We start from the raw sequence: 18718 nt of genomic DNA, 5'->3' as shown, positions 1-18718 counted from the left end.
TGCCTACGCGAGTTAGAACTCGCGTAGGCACTCACGAGCCCCTCGCGCCTGGTAGGGACCGCCGGTAGGGGCTTCCCTGACTTCTCCCGGGTATTGCCCTTCGACGGTGGCCACACGTGATCGCGCCCTGCGAGTCTCGTCGTACCCGGGTACTGCGACCGCACTTCGCGACCACGACGAACCACGACGAACGGAGCCACCATGTCAGCGCTGTCCACGGTGCCCACGCGCACCTACACGGCCTCCATCGCAGACACCCCGGCACAGGTCCGTGCCGCACAACGCTTGCGGCGCAACGTGTTCGCGGGTGAGCTCGGCGCCACGATCACCGGCGAGGCCGATGTCGACGCGTTCGACGAGCTGTGCGACCACCTGATCGTCGAGCACGAGCCGACCGGCGAGGTCGTCGGCACCTACCGGCTGCTGCCGCCGGGCCGCACCGACCGGCTGTACTCGGCGGGCGAGTTCGACATCTCCGCGCTCACGCCGCTGCGCGCCGATCTGGTCGAGACCGGCCGCTCCTGCGTGCATCCGGACCACCGCGGCGGCGCGGTGATCAACCTGATGTGGTCGGCGCTGGCCCGCTACGCGCTGCTCGGCGGGCACCGCTACGTCGCGGGCTGCGGGTCCGTTCCGCTCGCGGACGGCGGCCGCGCGGCGTCGAGCACGTGGCAGATCGCCGACACCAGGCACAGCTCCCCCTCCGGCCTGCGGGTACGCCCGCACCTGCCGTGGATACCGGCGCGGCCGCTCCGGGAGCGGGCGAGCTACGCGCACCTGCCGCCACTGCTGCGCGGCTATCTCCGGCTCGGCGCCTGGGTCTGCGGCCCGCCCGCGCACGATCCCGCGTTCGGCGTCGCCGACTTCTTCGTGCTGCTGCGGCTGGACCGGATGAACGAGCGCTACGCCCGCCACCTCCTCGGGGAGCGGCGGTGAACGACTACCGCGCGAGTTCACCTTGCACTCCCCGCTGCGTCACCCACGGTCGACCTCCGGTGGCCACGATGGAGGCCGTGCGGCGATGTGCGGCGTTGGCGTCCTCCCTCACCCGGACCGAGCCGGTGGACGTGCGTGCCCGGCGGGTGCTGGCCGCGCTCGACGTCCGGCTCGACGCGGACACCGACCGGCTCGCCGTGCCGGGCGAGCACGGCACGCTGATCGTCGCCAACCACGTCTCGTGGCTGGACATCGTCGCGCTGCTTGCGGTCGAACCGGCCGCGCTGCTGGCCAAGCGTGAGGTGGCGGGCTGGCCGCTGCTCGGCCCCATGGCGAGGGAGGCGGGCACCCTCTTCGTCGACCGGTGGGCGCTGCGCAAGCTGCCTGGCACCGTGGCGGAGATCGCCGCCCGGCTGCGCTCGGGGCGGCCGGTCGCCGTGTTCCCCGAGGCGACCACCTGGTGCTCCGCGCCGGGCGGCGTGTTCCGGCGGGCGGTGTTCCAGGCGGCGCTGGACGCGGGCGCGCCCGTGCGGCCGGTGACGCTCGACTACCGGCAGGACGGCGCGCCGAGCACGGTCGCCGCGTTCGTGGGCGAGGACAACCTCGCCCGGTCGCTCGGCCGGGTGGCGCGGGCGCGGGAGCTGACCGTGCGGCTGCGCGCACATCCGGAACTGCCGCCCGAGGGCGACCGGCGTTCGCTCGCGGAGCGGGCGCGGCGGGCGGTGCTCGCCGCGGAGCCCGCCCGTGTTTGAGGTTCTGACCGACCTCACCGAACTGCTGCGCGGCACGCTCGGCTCGCCGTGGCTCTGGGTCGTCGTCTTCGTGGTGTCCGGGCTGGACGCGCTGCTGCCGTTCATGCCGAGCGAGACGACCGTGGTCACGGTCGCCGTCCTGCTCGGCCCCGATCCCGGCGGCCTCGTGCTGCTCGCCGTGCTGGCGGCGGCGGGTGCGCTCGCGGGCGACTGCCTGGGCCACGGGATCGGGCGCATGGCTGGTCCGCGCACGCTACGCAGGTGGCAGCGCGACGAGCGGAGCAGGCGTCGCTACGAGTGGGCCCGGAGCAGGGTGCACCGGCACGCCACCGTGCTGATCATCGCCGGGCGCTACCTGCCGGGCGGCCGCGTCGCCTCGGCGCTGGCGACCGGGAGCATGCGTTACCCGGCAGGCCGCTTCGCCGCGCTGGACGCCGTGGGGGTCGGCATCTGGGCCACCTACAGCGTCGCGATCGGCCACTTCAGCGGCGCCCGGTTCGCCGGTGAGCCGGTGAAGGGCCTGCTGCTGGCCTTCGCGCTCGGCCTGCTCGTGCTCGGCTGTGTCGAGACCGGCCGCAGGCTACTCGCGCGCCCCGCTCGGCACGGGCTAGTGTCGCGGCGTGGACTACGCGACGTTCGTGCAAGCGATCGAGACCCATTGCGACGCGCTCCGCAAGGCCGCGGTCGAGGCCGGGCCGGCGGCTCCGGTGCCGTCATGTCCCAAATGGACTGTCAGCAGACTCGTGCGGCACATCGCGAGGGTGCACTCCTCGACGATCGCCGCGGCGGACGACCCGAGCGGTGAGAGCGTCCGGCCCGGCACGCCGCCCGAGGACTGGGACGGGCTGCTGGCGTGGTGGGACGAGCGGCGCCGTGCCCTGCGTGCCGTGTTCGAGCGCGGCGCGGACGCCCCGGCCTGGCTGCCGTTCCCGCGCTACACGCGCACCGTCGGCTCCTGGGCGCGGCGGCAGGCGCACGAGGCCGCCATCCACCGGCTGGACGCCGAGCTCGCGCGGGGCGGCGGCACGGGCACCTTCGACCCCGAGTTCGCCGCCGACGGGGTGGACGAGCTGCTGACCATGCTCGTGCCCCGGCGCGGCGACTGGAGCGGGTTCGACGCCGACGGCACCGTGCTGGTGCACGCTGAGGACGTCGGCAGGCTGTGGTCGGTGCGGCTCGTCCCCGGCAAGGCGCCCCGGCTGGAGGACACCGAGCAGCCGTTCGAACCGGATGTGACGATCGAGGGCCCCGCCGACGCCGTGTACCGGTCGGTGTGGCGCAGGCCGAGCGAGGCGAAGGTCACCGGCGACGCCCAGCTCCTGGAGCCGCTTGCGGCGCCGTGACCGCGGGCGGCGAGAATGCCAGCGTGCCCGAACTGCCTGAACACCGCTACGTCATCACCTTCGGCTGCCCCGACCGGACGGGCATCATCGCCCGGATCTCCTCGTTCCTCGCCGAGGCGGGCGGGCTGATCGTCGAGGCCGCGTACCACTCCGACCTGGACTCCGGCTGGTTCTTCACCCGCCAGGAGGTGCGCGCGGACTCGCTGCCGTTCGACGTCGAGGAGCTGCGCGCCCGCTTCGCCGGGGTGGCGCGATCGCTCGGCGCGGAGTCGGACTGGCGGATCGACGACACCGCCGAGCGCCGCCGGGTGGTGCTGCTGGTCTCCAAGGAGGGGCACTGCCTCTACGACCTGCTCGGCAGGGTCGCCTCCGGCGAGCTGGACGTCGACGTGCGCGCGGTGATCGGCAACCACGAGGTGCTCGGCGACATCACGCGCGCGCACGGCATCCCGTTCCACCATGTGCCGTTCCCCAGGGAGGACAAGGCGGAGGCGTTCGGACAGGTGCGCAAGCTCGTCGACGAGCACGACCCGCACGCCGTGGTGCTCGCCAGGTTCATGCAGATCCTGCCGCCCGAGCTGTGCGAGGCGTGGGCGGGCCGGGCCGTCAACATCCACCACAGCTTCCTGCCTTCGTTCGTCGGGGCACGGCCGTACCACCAGGCGCACACGCGGGGCGTGAAGCTGGTCGGTGCCACCTGCCACTACGTCACGGCGGACCTGGACGCCGGGCCGATCATCGAGCAGGACGTGATGCGGGTCGACCACGCCGACTCGGTGGCGGACATGGTGCGCAAGGGCCGCGACGTCGAGAAGGTCACCCTCGCCAGGGGCCTGCGCTGGCACCTGGAGAGCCGGGTGCTCGTGCACGGCAACCGCACCGTGGTCTTCTGACCGTTCCCGGTGCCGCTCAGGGTCGCTGGTTTCCGGCGGAGGCCGCGACGGCGAGCGACTCGGCCAGCGGCGCGAAGTCACCACGGACCCGGCTGATCGAGACCCGGATGTGGTCACGGCGGTCGGACCTGAGCCAGAAGCGCGACCCGGGCCCGGCGGCGATCCCGTGTGCCGCGAGGGTCACCAGCGCCTCCTGCTCGTCGGCCACCGGGATCCACAGGCTCAGCCCGTCCCGGTTGTGCACCCGTACGTCCCGCTCACCCAGCTCCCGGATGAGCGTGTCCCGCCGCGCGGCGTACTCGCGGCGAGCGCGGGACACCGTCTCGACGGCGGCCGGATGGCGCAGCAGGTGACCGAGCGCGTTCTGCAGCACCCGGCTGACCCAGCCCGCGCCGAACATCTGCAGCCGATGGGTCTGGTCGATGATCTCCGCCGGGCCGCCGACCACGGCGATGCGCAGGTCCGGGCCGTGCGATTTGGAGAACGAACGGACGAGCGCCGTCTGTTCCGGCAGCCACGCCCCGATGCTGACCGGCGGCTCGGTGGACAGCTCGGCCATGCTGTCGTTCTCGATCACGAGCGTGGACGTCGGAGCGAGCAGCCGGGCCAGCCGCTCGGCACGGCCGGGACGGAGCGCGTGGCCACACGGTGACTGCGCGCGCGGCTGGTAGACGAACGCGGCGCAGGTGCGGCGCAGAGCCTCGTGCAGGGCTTCGGGAACCGGCCCGGCCTCGTCACACGCCACCGGGATCGCCTCCGCTCCGACGAGGCTGAGGATGTCGAACAGCCGCGGAGTCGTCGGGTCCTCGACGGCGACCCGGTCGCCTGGACGCACGGCCGCGGTGGACAGCAGCTGCAAGCCGTCGAAGCCCCCGCTCACCGCGACCATCCGCGCGGGCGGGAAGGGCCAGCCCGGTCGCACGGCCTCCGCCAGCTCCGGCGTGATGGCGACGCGCGCGTACTCGTTGAGTGCCTCACCTCCCAGCGCGGCCGTGAGTGCACCCGCCATACCGGGCAGGAGGTCGTGGTCGGGCGCCATCAGGCTCAGGTCGACGCTGAGCCTGCTGCCGAAGAGGCCCACCCGTTCGAACCTGGACGGGCGCGGCGGCGCGGGCGGGCCTGCGACCACCGTGCCCCGGCGTCCGTGCGAGGCGATCGCCCGCGACCGGCGCAGCGCCGCCCATGCCTCGGCGATCGTTCCCGGGCTCACCTGCATGGCGGCGGCGAAGGCACGCACCGTGGGCAGCCGGGCGCCGGCAGGCAGCTCACCGCTGCGGATCAGCGCGCCGACGTGAGCGGCGATGGCCCGGGCACTGCGTTCGGGCACCTGCTCGGCGAGCCACGCCGAGGAAACGTCGTCGATTTCCATCGGTCCTTTTGTTCAGTAACAAAAACCCTCTTGTTCAGAATCCTGATTGAACCATAGTGTCTCGGGCATTGTCAGCGTTTCCCCTCGTCGTTTCCCCTCGTCACGGCCTTGCCGAAAAGGAGCCGCATGTCTCACCGGCCGACCATCACCATCGCCACCCGCCGGTGGGGACACCTGTGGCCGCTGGCCGCCGGTGCGGTCGAGACGCCGGGCTTCGACGTGCGGGTGGACATGCTGGACCGGCTGCCCGAGCTCGCGAGCGCCGGCGAGTACGACGGCGCCGAGGTGTCGATGAGTCGCTATGCCCTGCGCCGTGAACAGGGCGACCGGGACGGGCTCGTCGGCATCCCCGCGTTCCTCATGCGCGGGTTCCGCCACCGGTGCATCCTGGTGCGCCGGAGCAGCACCCTGACCGATCCCGGTCAGCTCGGCGGGCGTGCGGTCGGGCTCACCGGCTGGGCCGACACCGGCAACACGTGGACCAGGGCCCTGGTGCGGCAGGCCGGTGTCGATCTCACCGAAATCGCCTGGACAGTGGGCCCACTCACCCGGGACGCGCCCGCCACCGACCGGACCGGGCCGGTGAACGCACCGGCCAACGTCGGTACCGCCCCGCCGGGCACCGGCCTCGTCGACGAGCTGCTGGCGGGCCGGCTCGACGCGATCATGACGCCGTTCATGCCACCCGGCTTCCACGCCGCCGACTCCCCGCTGCGGCACCTGATCACGGACTACCCCGCCGCCGAGGCCGGCTACTACCGGCGGACCGGCTTCTGCCCCGCCATCCACGCGTTCGCGGTCCGCGGTGCCGCCGCGCGGCGATGGCCGTGGCTGCCGGAAGCCCTCTACGCCGCCCTCGACGAGTCGAAGCGGATCTGGCTGCGCGACCGGGCCAAGCTGGCCGACGACAGCCCGTGGATGCTGGCCGACATCGACGCCAGCAGGCGGCTGCTCGGGGCGGACTGGATGCCCTACGGCCGCGAACCCAACGAGGCGATGCTCGCGGCCTTCTGCGCCGAGCTGGCGGCCCAGGGGCTCTCGGACGGTGCCATCGACCCGCACTCCCTTTTCGCCCCGGAACGGGAGCTCGCGGCAGCGACCACGGAGGAGAGGGCATGAAGATCGCGGTCTCCGGATTCGCCGCGTCCGCCCAGTGGCAGGACAACCTCGCCGTGGCAGGCGACCTCGTCGGCGAGGCCGAGGCGGGCGGTGCGGACCTGCTGGTCCTGCCCGAGGGAGTGCTGGCCCGGTTCACCGACGACCTGTCCCGGATCACCGCCGCCGCCCAGCCGCTGGACGGGCCGTTCGTCACCGGGCTGCTCGACCACACCAGGGGACGGCGGGTCACGGTGGTCGCGGGCGTGCACGAGGCGCATGTCGCGGACAAGGTCTTCAACACCCTGGTCGTCGCCCGCGACGGCGAGCTCGTCACCGTCTACCGGAAGCTGCACCTCTACGACGCCTTCAGCACCCGCGAGTCGGAGTTCGTCACCGCGGGCGACCGGCCACCCCCTGTCTTCGCCTGCGGCGGGCACCGGGTCGGCGTGATGACCTGCTACGACGTGCGCTTTCCCGAGGTCGCGCGCCTGCTCGCCGACCAGGGCGCGGATGTCGTCGCACTGCCCGCCGCCTGGGTGCGCGGCCCGCTCAAGGAGCACCACTGGGACACCATGGTCACCGCGCGCGCCCTGGAGAACACGTACTACGTGGCCGCCTCGGGCGAGTGCGGCCCGCGCAACATCGGGGGCAGCCTCGTCGTGGACCCCCTCGGCGTCGCGGTCGCCAGGCTCGGCGAACGGCCCGGAACGGTCTGGGCCGACATCGACCCCGCGCGCCTGCGCGACGCTCGCGCCCACCTTCCCGTGCTGGCCAATCGCCGCTTCGGTGTCGACCCGGCGGCCCGCACGAGCACAGCCATCGACAGCGATTGACGCGCGGCAACGCGCGGAGAGGAGAGATGATGTCGATCACGCGGTTCTCCCGGGGCATGGTGCCCATCGGCCTGCTGGCCCTGGTGCTGAGTGGCTGTTCCGACCCGGTGGACGTCTCGGCCGGGAACGAGAGCGCGGCGGGCAACGAGCAGGAGATGGTGCAGGAGCTGCACGACCGCCTGCCCGCGAAGATCAGGGATTCCGGCAAGCTGGTTTCCGCGCAGGCCGGCCAGTTCCCGCCGTATCACTACCTCGACGCGAACAAGAAGGATGTGGGCTCCTCGATCCAGCTCGGGGAGGCCCTCGCCGACATCCTCGGCGTCGACTTCGAGACCGTCACCGTCCAGTCGCTGCCCGGTGTGCTCAGCGGTATCGAGGCGGGTCGCTACGACTTCTCCATCGGGCCGATCGGGGACTTCGCCGAGCGGCAGAAGTCGGTGGACTTCGTCGACTACATCCAGGAGTTCGTCGCGTTCGCCGTGCAGCACGGCAACCCGGAGAACATCCAGGGCCTGCAGGACATCTGCGGCATCCGAGTGGCCGTGCAGGCGGGCGGCTCGGCGGAGGAGGTCGCCCGCGAGCAGTCCGAGCGGTGCGTCTCGGAGGGCAGCCCGGCGGCTGACGTGAAGGCCTTCCAGGACCAGAACGCGGCGATCCTGTCTGTCCGATCCGGACGCACCGACGCGTTCTTCTCCTCGCAGGCGCCGCTGACCTACTTCGCGCAGCAGGCGCCGGACCAGCTCGAGGTCGCCGCCGGTGGCCAGTCGAACGGCTTCGACGACCTGCGCCAGGGCATGGTCGTACCGAAGGACTCCGAGCTCGGGACCGTCCTGCTGGAAGCACTGCAGCGGCTCTACGAGAACGGCACCTACGAGCGGATCATGACCGAAGCCGGCCTGGAGACCGAGATCCTGCCCGAACCGGGGATCAACCTCGGCGCGGACCTGTGAGCGTGAGGTATGTCCATGACCACCACCTCGACTGAACAGCGCGGGCGGCCCGAGCTCGACGTGGCGGGTGCCGCTCCGGTGCGGCACCCGCTGCGGCTACTGGCGACCGTCGGTGTGGTCGTGCTGGCGGCGATGCTCGGGCACATGCTCGTGACCAACCGCAACTTCCAGTGGGACGTCGTCGCGTCGTGGTTCACCGCCGAGACGATCATGCGCGGGCTCGGGATGACGCTGATGCTGACCGCGATCGCGATGGTGATCGGCGTCGGCCTCGGCATCCTGATCGCGGTGGCGCGGATGTCCGGCAACCCGCTGCTGAGCGCGGTGGCCAGCGGCTACATCTGGCTTTTCCGGGCGATTCCCGAACTGGTGCAGCTGCTGTTCTGGTTCAACCTCGCGGCGCTGCTGCCGCGGCTGTCCGTCGGCATCCCGTTCGGCCCGGAGTTCGCGTCCTGGAACACCAACTCGCTGATCACGCCCCTGATGGCCGCGATCCTCGGTCTCGGTCTGCTCGAAGCGGCCTACATGGCGGAGATCGTGCGCGGCGGCCTGCTCTCGGTGGACCACGGTCAGGTCGAGGCGGCCAAGGCGCTGGGCATGGGATCGGCCCGCAGCCTGCGGCGCATCGTGCTGCCGCAGGCGATGCGTTTCATCGTGCCGCCGACCGGGAGCCAGGTGATCCGGATGGTGAAGGGCACCTCACTGGTGAGCGTCATCGCGCTGGCCGACCTTCTCTACTCGGTGCAGGTCGTCTACAACCGCACGTTCGAGACGATCCCGCTGCTGATCGTGGCCTGCGGCTGGTACCTGATCCTGAACTCGATCCTGTTCGTCGTCCAGGGTGCGATCGAGCGGTACTACTCGCGCGGCAGCGTGGGCGGCAGCAGGCCCTCACTGCGCGAGCTGTTCCGCAGCCGCCGCCCGCGAAACACACCCGGCAGCGCGATCGGAGAGGGGCAGCCATGACGAGCACGACCGTGGCGCCGCTGGTAACGGCACGCAACGTGCGCAAGCGGTTCGGGGACAACGAGGTTCTGAAGGGAGTAGACCTCACGGTCGCCGAGGGCGAGGTCGTCGTGATCATGGGGCCGAGCGGGTCGGGCAAGTCCACCCTGCTGCGGTGCCTGAACTACCTGGAGGAGATCGACTCGGGATCGATCCTCGTCGGCGGCGACCTGATCGGCCACCGGGTGGAAGGCGACCGGATCCGGCGCCTGCCGGAGCGTGCGATCGCCGCGCAGCGCAGGCGGATCGGCATGGTCTTCCAGCAGTTCAACCTGTTCCCGCACATGACCGCGCTGGGCAACATCGTCGAGGCGCCGATCGGCGTCAACCGCGAACCCCGCCGGGATGCGGAACGCTACGCGCGGGAGCTGCTGGACAAGGTGGGCCTCGGCGACAAGGTCGACGCCTACCCGCGGCGGCTTTCCGGTGGGCAGCAACAGCGCGTCGCGATCGCCCGTGCGCTGGCGATGCGGCCGGAACTGATGCTGTTCGACGAGCCCACGTCCGCGCTCGATCCCGAGCTGGTCGGCGAGGTGCTGAACGTCATGCGCGACCTGGCGGCCTCCGGTATGACGATGGTGGTGGTGACCCACGAGACGGCGTTCGCCCGCGAGGTCGCCGACCGGGCCGTCTTCCTGGACGGCGGTGTGGTGGTCGAGGAGGGCACGGCGCACGAGGTGCTGACCCGGCCGACGCAGGAGCGGACGCGGGCCTTCCTCTCCCGGATGACCTGACCCCGGCGACCACTCGTGAGTGCGCACGCGAGTTCTAACTCGCGTGCGCACTCACGACCGGGTGGCGCGTCGGTCGTCCCCGGTCGCGGCGCGCGGGCACGATCAGCGGTGTGCCCGACTCCGGGTCGTCGATGATCCGGCACGGCAGACCGAAGACGTCCTCCACCAGCGCGGCCGTGACGATCTCCGAGGGATCGCCCTGCGCGGCGATCTCCCCGCCCGGCCGCAGCACGATCAGGTGCGTGGCATAGCGGCACGCCTGGTTCAGGTCGTGCAGCACGGCGACCAGCGTGTGCCCCTCGTCCTCGTGCAGGCCGGCGCACAGGTCCAGCACCTCGATCTGGTGCGCGATGTCGAGGAACGTCGTCGGCTCGTCGAGCAGCAGGATCGACGTCTGCTGGGCGAGCACCATCGCCAGCCACACCCGCTGCCGCTGCCCGCCGGAAAGCTCGTCCACCAGCCGCCCCGACAGCTCCAGCACGCCGGTCCGCCGCATCGACTCGGTGACCACCGCCTCGTCCTCCGACGACCACTGCCGCAGCATCCGCTGGTGCGGGTACCGGCCACGGGCCACCAGGTCGCCCACGGTGATGCCACTCGGCGCGATCGAGGTCTGCGGCAGCAGCCCGAGCCGCCTGGCGACCTCCCGCGAGCGGTAGGACGAGATCAGCCTGCCGTCCAGGTACACCCCGCCGGTCGCCGGCTTCAGCATCCGCGCGAGCGCCTTGAGCAGCGTCGACTTCCCGCAGGCGTTCGGCCCGACGACCACGGTGAACGAGCCGTCGGGGATGGCCACGTCCAGATCGGTGGCCACCGTCCGCTGGTCGTAGGCCAGCGTCACGTTGTCCGCACGAAGCCTGCTCATGTGTAGCTCCCCTTCCCGCGCCATTCCGAGGCCAGCAGCCAGATCAGGTACAGCCCGCCGAGGCAGCCGGTCGCGGTGCCCACCGGCAGCTGCGACGTCGGGAACAACCGCTGCACGGCGAGGTCGCCCGCGGCCAGCAGCAGCGCGCCCATCAGCGCCGAAGGCACCAGGCCCGGCCCCGTCCCGTGGGTGAGCCTGCGGGCCAGCTGGGGCGCGGCGAGCGCGACGAACCAGATCGGACCGGCCGCGGCGGTGGCGATCGCGGCCAGCAGCACGCTCACCACGATCAGCACGAAGCGGCTGCGCTCCACCCCCACGCCGAGCGCCGTGGCGGTGTCGTCGCCGAGTTCCAGCATCGACAGCCGCCGCGCGTAGACCAGTCCCAGCGGCAGCAGGATCGCGAGCGCCGCCCCGACCGCCGTCACCTGCTCCCAGCCGCGCCCGTTGACGCTGCCGATGAGCCACGCCTGCGCGCTGACCGCGTCGTGCAGGCTGGCCCGCGTGATGAGGTAGGAGTTGACCGACAGCGCGAGCGCGCTGATCCCGATGCCCACAAGGATGAACCGGAAGCCCTGCACGCCGCCGGTGAAGGCCAGCAGGTAGATCAGCAGCGCGGCGACGACGCCCCCGGCGAGCGCGCCGAGCGCCGTCTCGATCATGCCGCCGCCGAGCGCGATGATCACGATCAGCGCGCCGGTGGCCGAGCCGTTGGTGAAGCCGATGACGTCCGGGCTGCCGAGCGGGTTGCCGGAAAGGCTCTGCAGGATCGCGCCGCTCACCGCGAGCGCGGCGCCGACGAACAGCGCGGTCAGCAGGCGCGGCAGACGCAGCGTGAAGATGATGAAGTCGGCGCCGCCCTCCCCCTGGCCGGCGAGCGCGCCGAGCACCTCGGGTACGGACAGCTCGAAGTCGCCGCTGGTGAGCGTGCCGACCACCACCGCGAACAGCACGGCCGCCAGACCCGCGCACACCACCACGCTGCGCCCGTGCACCCGCAGCGAGAGCCGCTCACGCCGGGTGCGCATCACCCGGCCGGTCACCGGTGCGCTCACAGTGCCGCCGGCTTCCTGCGCCGGCACAGCGCGATGAACACGGGCACGCCGATGACGGCGGTGACAATGCCGACCTGCACCTCGCCGGGCGGGTCGACCACGCGGCCCACGATGTCGGCACCGACCAGAAGGATCGGCGCGAGCACGAGCGAGTACGGCAGGACCCACCGCTGGTCGGGGCCGACGAGCAGGCGCGCCATGTGGGGCACGGCGAGCCCGACGAATGCGATCGGGCCGACCGCCGCGGTCGCCGCGCCGCACAGCAGGGTCACCACGACCGCACCCAGCACGCGGGTGCGCGTGGGGTGGGCGCCGAGCGCGCGGCCGACGTCCTCGCCCATCGCCAGCGCGTTGAGCGACCTGGCGAGCAGCAGCGCGGCGACGATGCCCACCGCGATGAACGGCAGCACGGACAGGAGCACGTCGGCGTAGCGGCCGGCGAGCGAGCCGACGTTCCAGAACCGGTACTCGTCGAACGCCTCCGGGTCCGACAGCAGCACGGCGACGTTGAAGGCGTAGAGCACGGCGGTCAGCGCGGCACCGGCGAGCACGAGCCGTGCGGGCGTGGCGAGGCCGCCGCCCGCGGAGCCGAGCACGTAGACCACCACGGACGCGAGCGCGGCGCCGAGGAAGGCGAACCAGACGTAACCGAGCACCGAGGGCACGCCGAGGAACACGAGCGCGAGCACCACTCCGGTCGCGGCACCCATGTTCACGCCGAGCAGCCCGGGTTCGGCGAGCGGGTTGCGGGTGAGCGCCTGCATGAGCGCACCGGAGAGCCCGAGCGCGGCGCCGACCAGCATGCCGAGCAACGTCCGCGGGATGCGGTACTGGTGGATGATCAGCGCGTCGTTGGTGCCGTCGTTGTGCCAGAGGACGCTCCACGTCGCGCTGAACGGGATGTCCTTCGAGCCGAGCCAGATGCTGAGCAGGGCGACGAGGGCGAGCGCGGCGACGGCCACCACCAGGCCGGCCGCCCGCAACGCGTACGGTCCCCGTGACTTCGGAGCCACGCCGCCCGGACGGGGCGGGGAGACCGTGGCGAGCGACATAAGGTGAGGCTAACCGAACGAGTGACCGGGCTACAAACTTAAGATAGCCTAACCTCTGGCCGAGCCGCGGACGGGCTTGCGGACGCGAGAGGGTGGTCGAGAGATGCCAACGGGCCGGAGCGTGCTCCGGGGCGCGGTCGTGGGACAGAAACGGCACGTGGGCGGCGCCTCCCTGCTGGCCTCGGCGCACCAGGGCGGCGAGGCGCTGGTACCGGTGATCATCGGCCTGGTGATCGACCAGGCGGTGACGACCGGGGCGGCCGATGCGCTGCTGCGCTGGCTGGCGGTGCTCGCCGCCGTGTTCATCGCGCTGTCGTTCAGCTACCGGTTCGCCTCCCGCGCCGCGGAGCGGGCATCCGAGCAGGCGGCGCACCGGCTGCGGCTGGACGTCACCGAACGGGTGCTCGACCCCCGCGGCGGCACCGAGGCGGGCCGGCTGCCGGGCGCGCTGGTGAACATCGCCACCGGCGACGCCAAGCGGGTCGGCGCGGTCAACGGGGTGCTGCCGTTCGCGGTCGCGGGCCTGGCCGGGCTGCTGGTGAGCGCGGTCGCGCTGCTGCGGATCTCGGTGCCGCTCGGCCTGCTCGTGCTGCTCGGCACGCCTCCGCTGCTGTGGCTGACACACGTGGTCGGCAGGCCGCTGGAGCGGCGCAGCGGTGTCGAGCAGGAGCGCGTGGCCCACGCGTCCGGGGTCGCGGCCGACCTGGTGTCCGGGCTGCGCGTGCTCAAGGGCATCGGCGCCGAGGCCGCCGCCGTCGCCCGCTACCGGCGCACCAGCCGTGACTCGCTCGCGGCGACTCTGCGCGCGGCTCGCGCGCATGCCGGGCACGACGGTGCGATCCTCGCGCTGACCGGCATCTTCATCGCACTCGTCGCGCTCGTCGGCGCGAACCTCGCCGCCTCCGGCGACATCACGGTGGGCCAGCTCGTGGCGGCGGTCGGCCTGGCGCAGTTCCTGCTCACGCCGTTCCAGATCTTCGCGTGGGTGAACGGCCAGATCGCCCAGGGCCGGGCGTCGGCGGAGCGGATTGCCTCGGTGCTCGCGGCTGCACCCGCGGTCGTCCCCGGCTCGGCGACCCTGCCCGCGCCGGCCGCCGGGCGAATCAGGCTGCGCGGCGTCACGCACGGCAGCCTCCGCGGCCTCGACCTGGACGTCGCGGCCGGTGAGCTGCTCGGCGTGGTCACCACCGACCCGGCCGCCGCGACCCAGCTGCTCGAATGCCTCGGCCGCGAGGCCGATCCCGCGGAGGGCTCGGTGGAGCTGGACGGCATCCCGCTGCCCGAACTCGCGCTCGACGACCTGCGCGGCGCCGTGCTCGTCGCGGCCCACGACGCCGACCTTTTCGAGGGCAGCCTGCTGGACAACGTGGTGGCCGGGGCCGCGCGGGCGAACGTCGACCGGGCGCTGGTCGCCTCGGCCGCCGACGAGGTCGCCGAGACGCTGCCGCAGGGAACGCGGACCGTCCTCGCCGAGCGGGGCCGGTCACTGTCGGGCGGGCAGCGGCAGCGGGTGGCGCTGGCTCGTGCGCTCGCCGCCAACCCTCCGGTGCTGGCGGTGCACGACCCGACGACGGCGGTCGACGCCGTGACCGAGGCCCGGATCGCCGGCGAGCTGCGAGAGATCCGGCAGGGGCGCACGACGATCCTCGTCACGACGAGCCCGGCGCTGCTGGCGGTGACCGACCGCGTCGTGCTGCTCGGCGGCGGCACGGTGTCCGCCGAGGGCACCCATGCCGAGCTGGTCCACGCCGACGAGGACTACCGGACGGCGGTGCTGACGTGAGCGAACGGGAACTCCTGCCGACCGCGACCGGCAAGCGCACGCGGGCCGCGGTGCGCGAGCTGCTGCGCCCGCGCCGGGCGCTGGCACTGGGCGGGCTGACCGTGCTGATCGGCGCGACCGCCGTCGGGCTGCTGACCGCCCCGCTGCTCGGCCACATCGTCGACCTCGTGGCGGGCGGCAGCAGCTCGTTCACGCTGCCGGTGCTCGCGCTGGCCGGCGTCGCGGTGGTGCGCGGCGCGGCCAACGCGTGGGGGCTCTCGCTCATCTCCCGGCTCGGCGAGGGCATGCTCGCCGACCTGCGTGAGCGCTTCGTCGAGCGAGCGCTCGGGCTGCCGCTGGAGCGGATCGAGCACGCGGGCTCAGGCGACCTGACGTCGCGGGTCACCAGCGATGTGGCGGTGATCGCGAAGTCGGTGCGCGAGGCGCTGCCGGAGCTGGGTCGCTCGGTGCTGACGATCGTGCTCACGCTGGGCGCGCTGGCCATTCTCGACTGGCGTTTCCTGCTCGCGGCGCTGCTGGCCGCGCCGATCCAGCTGCACACGGTGCGCTGGTACGTGCGCCGCGCGATCCCGCTGTACGCGGCGCAGCGGGTGGCGGGCGGCGCGCTGCAACACCAGCTCCTGGACACGGTGGGCGGCGCGCGGACGGTGCGGGCGTTCCGGCTCTCCGCCGAGCACGTGGAACGGGGGCGGCGGCGTTCGCAGGAGGCCGTCGACCTCTCGCTGCGCGGTATCCGGCTGATGACGCGGTTCTTCTCCCGGCTCAACCTCGCCGAGTTCGTCGGGCTGTCCGCCGTGCTCGCCGCCGGTTTCTGGCTGGTCGGCGCAGGCGCGGCCACGATCGGCGTCGCGACCGCGGCGGCGCTGTACTTCCACAGCCTGTTCAACCCGATCAACGCCGCGCTCGCGCTGGTCGACGACGCGCTGGCGGCCACGGCGAGCCTGGCGCGCCTGGTCGGGGTGGCCGACCTGCCCGGCGAGCGGGAGCCGGAGCGGCCCGCGGCGCCGGTCGACTCCTCGGTCAAGGCCGCCGCGGTCGGGCACGCGTACGTGCCGGGGCACGACGTGCTCCGCGACGTGGACCTGGAGATCAGCGGCGCGGAGCGGGTCGCGCTGGTCGGCGCGAGCGGCGCGGGCAAGACCACGCTGGCCAAGCTGATCGCGGGCATCCACCGGCCCGCGCGGGGTTCGATCGTGCTCGGCGGGGTGGGGCTGGACGAGCTCGGCCCCGCGGGGACGCGGCGGACGGTGGCGCTGATCAGCCAGGAGGTGCACGTCTTCGCCGGCACGCTCGCGGACGACCTGCGGCTGTCCTCGCCGGAGGCGACCGACGCCGAACTGCGCGCGGCGCTGGACCGGGTCGGCGCGCTGCACTGGGTCGACGCACTCCCGACTGGACTGTCCACTGTGGTCGGCGAGGGTGCGCACCGGCTGACCGTGACACAGGCGCAGCAGCTCGCGCTCGTACGGCTGGTGCTGGCCGATCCGCCGATCGCGATTCTCGACGAGGCGACCGCCGAGGCGGGCAGCGCCGGGGCGCGCGTGCTGGAGGTGGCGGCCGGGCGTGCGCTGGAGGGACGGACCGGCCTGGTCGTGGCGCACCGGCTGACCCAGGCGGCCGCCGCCGACCGGGTGGTGGTGCTCGACGCGGGCCGGGTCGTGGAGACCGGGACGCACGAGGAGCTGGTGGCCAGGGGCGGCCGCTACGCCACGCTGTGGGCGGCCTGGTCCGACACCCGCCACTCCCCCTCGTGAGTGCGTAACAGTGTTCTAACTCGTGTAGGCACTCACGAGGGGCGGCGGCTGGGCGGACCGGCTGGTCACCCGGTTCCGGCGACGAGGTTGAAGGAGCCGGTCAGCAGGTTGAGCGTGACCAGGCCAACGACCTCGGCGATGATCCGGTCACTCCAGCCGTGGCCACGCAAACCGGCCAGGTCGGCGCCGGTGATCCCGGACGGCTCGGCCAGTACCTGGACGGCGAAGGCAACCAACGCCGCTTCTCGGGCGTCGGCGGCGGTGCCCTGGCGGGCCAGCTCGATGTCTGCCTCACTCAACCCTGCCGCGCGGCCTGCCTGCGCGTGCGCGGCGAGGCAATGGGCGCATCCTATCCACTCCTGCGCCGCGAGCGAGATTTTCTCGCTCAGCGCCCGGGAAAGCTTGACCCGCTTCAGCGCCCGGGAGAGGTCGAGGTAGCCCGCCAGCAGGGCAGGCGAGTGTGCCATGGTGCGCACCATCTCGCCCGCCGAGCCATGCCGGGTGACGATGTCCGCCAGCAGCTCCCGAGACCTAGCGGGGGCGTCGGCCGGTTCGAGCGGTTCGAGGTTTCGCACGGTCTCCTCCGTCTTCCCCGGCCTCATGCGGCCACGTTGTCCGCGGCCGCACCGGAGCCCCGCTCGGCCCGCCTCCCGCGAAGGGCCGCGCCCGTCACGAGGGCACCCGCGACGGCGATACCGGCCGCGCCCAGGAACGCCGCGGACAGTCCTTCGGTCAGCGCGCCCACGTCGTGCGTGCGGCTCGCACCGAACGAGCTCGCCAGCGCGGTCATCGCCGCCAGGCCCAGCGCGGAACCCACCTGATAGCTGGTGTTCACGATGCCGGAGGCGAGTCCGCCCTCCTCGGGACGTGCGCTCGAGATCGCCGTGCCGAGCGACGGTATGAAGGCGAGCGCCATACCGGTCGCGGCGACCAGGGAAGCCGGAAGCACGTCCGCCAGGAAGGTCCCGTCCGCCCGCACCAGCGCCAGCCAGAACAGGCCGAGCGCGAGCGTGCCAAGACCGGCGACCACCAGTGACTTGGCCCCGAAACGCGCCATCAGTCGCGGCGCCACCGCGATCATGATCAGCATGATGGCGACGGTCATCGGCAGCAGCGCCGCACCGGCGGCGAACTCACCGAGCCCGAGTACCTGCTGCAGGTAGAGGTTGAGGAAGAACCACATCGGGATCCAGGCCGCACCCAGCAGCAGTTGAGCGATGTTGGCCGCACCCAGGTTCGGCGTGCGGAAGATGCCGAGCCGGATCAGCGGGTTGCGCCGCCTGGCCTGAATGACCAGGAACGAACCCAGCAGTGCGGCCGCGACGGCGAAGCCGAGGAGGCTCTCCGCCGAGGCCCAGCCCGCCTCGGGCGCCCGAACGATCGCGTACACGGCGACGGCGAGTCCGGCCGTGACGGTGCCGGCGCCGAGGAGGTCGGGCGAACCCCGGCGGATACCCCCGGCAGGCATCAGCGCGGGGGTGGCCGCCAGCGCGATCAGCGCGATCGGGATGTTGAGGTAGAACACCCAGGGCCAGTCGGCGTACTCGGTGAGCAGGCCACCGAGGAACACGCCCGCCGTGCCACCGGCCGGCGCGGCCGCCCCGTACAGCGCGAGTGCCCTGGTCAGTTCCCTTGGCTCACCGCCGAACAACATCATCAGCAGGGTCAGCGCGGATGGCGCGATCAGCGCCGCGCCCACGCCCTGGACTGCGCGACCGGTCAGCTCCAACCAGACCTCACCCGCGGCGCCCGCGACGGCCGAACCCGCGAGCAGGATCACCCAACCTGCCGCGAAGACGCGGCGCGCGCCCAGTAGGTCGGAGAGCCTGCCGCCGAGCAGCAGCAGGCCGCCGAAGGCGATCACGTAGGCGTTGAACACCCAGGACAGGCTCTCCGGCGAGAACCCGAGATCTGCCTGTATTCGCGGCAGGGCGACCCCGATTATCGACGTGTCCATGATCACCATGAATTGCGCGGCGGCGATGAGAGCAAGCCCCCACCACCGGCGACGCGAAGGGGAGGAAACTGTGGACATTGTGTACTCCATACCTGTAGGGGGTATACCGAAGTGCGAAGTTAGCACGGGTCTCCGCGACGCGCCACTGCCTTCGACTCGCCGGCGTTCGCTCGTCAAGCAGGCGCGGACCGCGGTGAGCACGCGCAGTGCCGAGGGGACGCCGGGCGTGTTCGTGGCCGCGGACACGCGTGGGATATCCGGTTGCGCAGGTGGCGTGTATCCCGCGATCCTTCGCGCATGACCGCCGACCGCCTCGCCCGCACACTGCTCGCCGCCGTCCTC

Annotated in this window: 17 protein-coding genes and 1 pseudogene; 12 read left to right on the top strand and 6 right to left on the bottom strand. The window is 72.6% G+C overall.

The genetic code is table 11. The features are described from left to right. Window positions 1-201 precede the first annotated feature (201 nt). The 5 genes and pseudogenes from JAP66_RS08145 (at window position 202) to purU (ending at window position 3924) form a co-directional block, all read left to right on the top strand. Window positions 202-936, top strand: coding sequence for a GNAT family N-acetyltransferase (locus tag JAP66_RS08145; RefSeq protein ID WP_199430975.1), 735 nt, complete (start codon window positions 202-204; stop codon window positions 934-936). Window positions 937-1004: 68 nt separating this feature from the next. Beyond that, window positions 1005-1688 (top strand): lysophospholipid acyltransferase family protein, encoded by a 684-nt coding sequence (locus JAP66_RS08140; protein ID WP_199431134.1) that lies wholly within the window; start codon window positions 1005-1007, stop codon window positions 1686-1688. Further along, on the top strand, window positions 1681-2493 hold the full coding sequence (locus JAP66_RS08135) for a DedA family protein (RefSeq protein WP_307849484.1): 813 nt from the start codon (window positions 1681-1683) through the stop codon (window positions 2491-2493). The genes JAP66_RS08140 and JAP66_RS08135 overlap by 8 nt, the downstream gene beginning before the upstream one ends. Further along, a pseudogene (locus JAP66_RS08130) lies at window positions 2393-3031 on the top strand (maleylpyruvate isomerase family mycothiol-dependent enzyme); the annotation flags it as partial. The gene JAP66_RS08135 and the pseudogene JAP66_RS08130, both read left to right, overlap by 101 nt. 32 nt (window positions 3032-3063) lie before the next feature. After that, on the top strand, window positions 3064-3924 hold the full coding sequence (gene purU / locus JAP66_RS08125; protein WP_199431132.1) for a formyltetrahydrofolate deformylase: 861 nt from the start codon (window positions 3064-3066) through the stop codon (window positions 3922-3924). Between the two features lie 16 nt (window positions 3925-3940). Here purU and JAP66_RS08120 read toward each other — a convergent pair whose 3' ends face one another. After that, window positions 3941-5293, bottom strand: coding sequence for an aminotransferase-like domain-containing protein (locus tag JAP66_RS08120; RefSeq protein WP_199430974.1), 1353 nt, complete (start codon window positions 5291-5293; stop codon window positions 3941-3943). 126 nt (window positions 5294-5419) lie between these two features. On the opposite strand from JAP66_RS08120, the gene JAP66_RS08115 reads away from it, so the two are divergent. Genes JAP66_RS08115 through JAP66_RS08095 form a run of 5 tightly spaced genes read left to right on the top strand, consistent with a single transcriptional unit; the run spans window position 5420 to window position 9913 of the window. Then, window positions 5420-6412 (top strand): substrate-binding domain-containing protein, encoded by a 993-nt coding sequence (locus tag JAP66_RS08115; protein WP_199430973.1) that lies wholly within the window; start codon window positions 5420-5422, stop codon window positions 6410-6412. Then, window positions 6409-7224 carry a nitrilase-related carbon-nitrogen hydrolase gene (locus JAP66_RS08110; protein WP_199430972.1) on the top strand — a complete coding sequence of 272 codons (816 nt, stop codon included), beginning with the start codon at window positions 6409-6411 and terminating at the stop codon, window positions 7222-7224. The genes JAP66_RS08115 and JAP66_RS08110 overlap by 4 nt, the downstream gene beginning before the upstream one ends. Before the next feature lie 29 nt (window positions 7225-7253). Further along, window positions 7254-8174 (top strand): ABC transporter substrate-binding protein, encoded by a 921-nt coding sequence (locus JAP66_RS08105; RefSeq protein WP_199430971.1) that lies wholly within the window; start codon window positions 7254-7256, stop codon window positions 8172-8174. Between the two features lie 15 nt (window positions 8175-8189). Then, window positions 8190-9140 carry an amino acid ABC transporter permease gene (locus tag JAP66_RS08100; protein ID WP_199430970.1) on the top strand — a complete coding sequence of 317 codons (951 nt, stop codon included), beginning with the start codon at window positions 8190-8192 and terminating at the stop codon, window positions 9138-9140. Then, window positions 9137-9913, top strand: a complete 777-nt coding sequence (locus JAP66_RS08095; protein ID WP_235998837.1) for an amino acid ABC transporter ATP-binding protein — start codon at window positions 9137-9139, stop codon at window positions 9911-9913. The genes JAP66_RS08100 and JAP66_RS08095 overlap by 4 nt, the downstream gene beginning before the upstream one ends. A 34-nt stretch (window positions 9914-9947) precedes the next feature. On the opposite strand, the gene JAP66_RS08090 is transcribed toward JAP66_RS08095, so the two are convergent. The 3 genes from JAP66_RS08090 to JAP66_RS08080 are packed head-to-tail and all read right to left on the bottom strand — an operon-like array spanning window position 9948 to window position 12882. Next, complete coding sequence (locus JAP66_RS08090; protein WP_199430969.1) at window positions 9948-10778, bottom strand: ABC transporter ATP-binding protein; 831 nt, start codon at window positions 10776-10778, stop codon at window positions 9948-9950. Continuing rightward, window positions 10775-11803, bottom strand: a complete 1029-nt coding sequence (locus tag JAP66_RS08085) for a FecCD family ABC transporter permease (protein ID WP_199431130.1) — start codon at window positions 11801-11803, stop codon at window positions 10775-10777. The genes JAP66_RS08090 and JAP66_RS08085 overlap by 4 nt, the downstream gene beginning before the upstream one ends. Window positions 11804-11826: 23 nt before the next feature. Continuing rightward, complete coding sequence (locus JAP66_RS08080) at window positions 11827-12882, bottom strand: FecCD family ABC transporter permease (protein WP_199430968.1); 1056 nt, start codon at window positions 12880-12882, stop codon at window positions 11827-11829. Window positions 12883-12985: 103 nt separating this feature from the next. On the opposite strand from JAP66_RS08080, the gene JAP66_RS08075 reads away from it, so the two are divergent. Both JAP66_RS08075 and JAP66_RS08070 read left to right on the top strand, forming a co-directional pair. After that, window positions 12986-14665: an ABC transporter ATP-binding protein gene (locus JAP66_RS08075; protein WP_199430967.1), complete on the top strand. Its 1680-nt coding sequence runs from the start codon at window positions 12986-12988 to the stop codon at window positions 14663-14665. Beyond that, window positions 14662-16419, top strand: coding sequence for an ABC transporter ATP-binding protein (locus tag JAP66_RS08070; RefSeq protein ID WP_199430966.1), 1758 nt, complete (start codon window positions 14662-14664; stop codon window positions 16417-16419). The genes JAP66_RS08075 and JAP66_RS08070 overlap by 4 nt, the downstream gene beginning before the upstream one ends. Before the next feature lie 65 nt (window positions 16420-16484). Here the strand turns inward: JAP66_RS08070 and JAP66_RS08065 are convergent, their stop codons facing one another. Both JAP66_RS08065 and JAP66_RS08060 read right to left on the bottom strand, forming a co-directional pair. Beyond that, entirely contained in the window at window positions 16485-17021 is a 537-nt protein-coding gene (locus JAP66_RS08065) for a carboxymuconolactone decarboxylase family protein (RefSeq protein ID WP_210769818.1), read from the bottom strand. Then, entirely contained in the window at window positions 17018-18454 is a 1437-nt protein-coding gene (locus JAP66_RS08060; protein WP_199430965.1) for an MFS transporter, read from the bottom strand. The genes JAP66_RS08065 and JAP66_RS08060 overlap by 4 nt, the downstream gene beginning before the upstream one ends. Between the last annotated feature and the right edge of the window lie 264 nt (window positions 18455-18718).

The organism is Qaidamihabitans albus (genome assembly GCF_016464705.1).
In the GTDB taxonomy this organism is placed as follows: Bacteria; Actinomycetota; Actinomycetes; order Mycobacteriales; family Pseudonocardiaceae; genus Qaidamihabitans; species Qaidamihabitans albus.
This window is presented reverse-complemented; position numbering and strand designations above follow the sequence as displayed.

Coding starts and splice junctions, on each gene's coding strand:
- JAP66_RS08075 (WP_199430967.1), top strand. CDS start 12,986: ATGCCAACGGGCCGGAGCGTGCTCCGGGGCGCGGTCGTGGGACAGAAA.
- JAP66_RS08065 (WP_210769818.1), bottom strand. CDS start 17,021: ATGAGGCCGGGGAAGACGGAGGAGACCGTGCGAAACCTCGAACCGCTC.
- JAP66_RS08120 (WP_199430974.1), bottom strand. CDS start 5,293: ATGGAAATCGACGACGTTTCCTCGGCGTGGCTCGCCGAGCAGGTGCCC.
- JAP66_RS08080 (WP_199430968.1), bottom strand. CDS start 12,882: ATGTCGCTCGCCACGGTCTCCCCGCCCCGTCCGGGCGGCGTGGCTCCG.
- JAP66_RS08115 (WP_199430973.1), top strand. CDS start 5,420: ATGTCTCACCGGCCGACCATCACCATCGCCACCCGCCGGTGGGGACAC.
- JAP66_RS08095 (WP_235998837.1), top strand. CDS start 9,137: ATGACGAGCACGACCGTGGCGCCGCTGGTAACGGCACGCAACGTGCGC.
- JAP66_RS08105 (WP_199430971.1), top strand. CDS start 7,254: ATGTCGATCACGCGGTTCTCCCGGGGCATGGTGCCCATCGGCCTGCTG.
- JAP66_RS08100 (WP_199430970.1), top strand. CDS start 8,190: ATGACCACCACCTCGACTGAACAGCGCGGGCGGCCCGAGCTCGACGTG.
- JAP66_RS08140 (WP_199431134.1), top strand. CDS start 1,005: ATGGAGGCCGTGCGGCGATGTGCGGCGTTGGCGTCCTCCCTCACCCGG.
- JAP66_RS08145 (WP_199430975.1), top strand. CDS start 202: ATGTCAGCGCTGTCCACGGTGCCCACGCGCACCTACACGGCCTCCATC.
- JAP66_RS08110 (WP_199430972.1), top strand. CDS start 6,409: ATGAAGATCGCGGTCTCCGGATTCGCCGCGTCCGCCCAGTGGCAGGAC.
- JAP66_RS08060 (WP_199430965.1), bottom strand. CDS start 18,454: ATGTCCACAGTTTCCTCCCCTTCGCGTCGCCGGTGGTGGGGGCTTGCT.
- JAP66_RS08085 (WP_199431130.1), bottom strand. CDS start 11,803: ATGCGCACCCGGCGTGAGCGGCTCTCGCTGCGGGTGCACGGGCGCAGC.
- JAP66_RS08090 (WP_199430969.1), bottom strand. CDS start 10,778: ATGAGCAGGCTTCGTGCGGACAACGTGACGCTGGCCTACGACCAGCGG.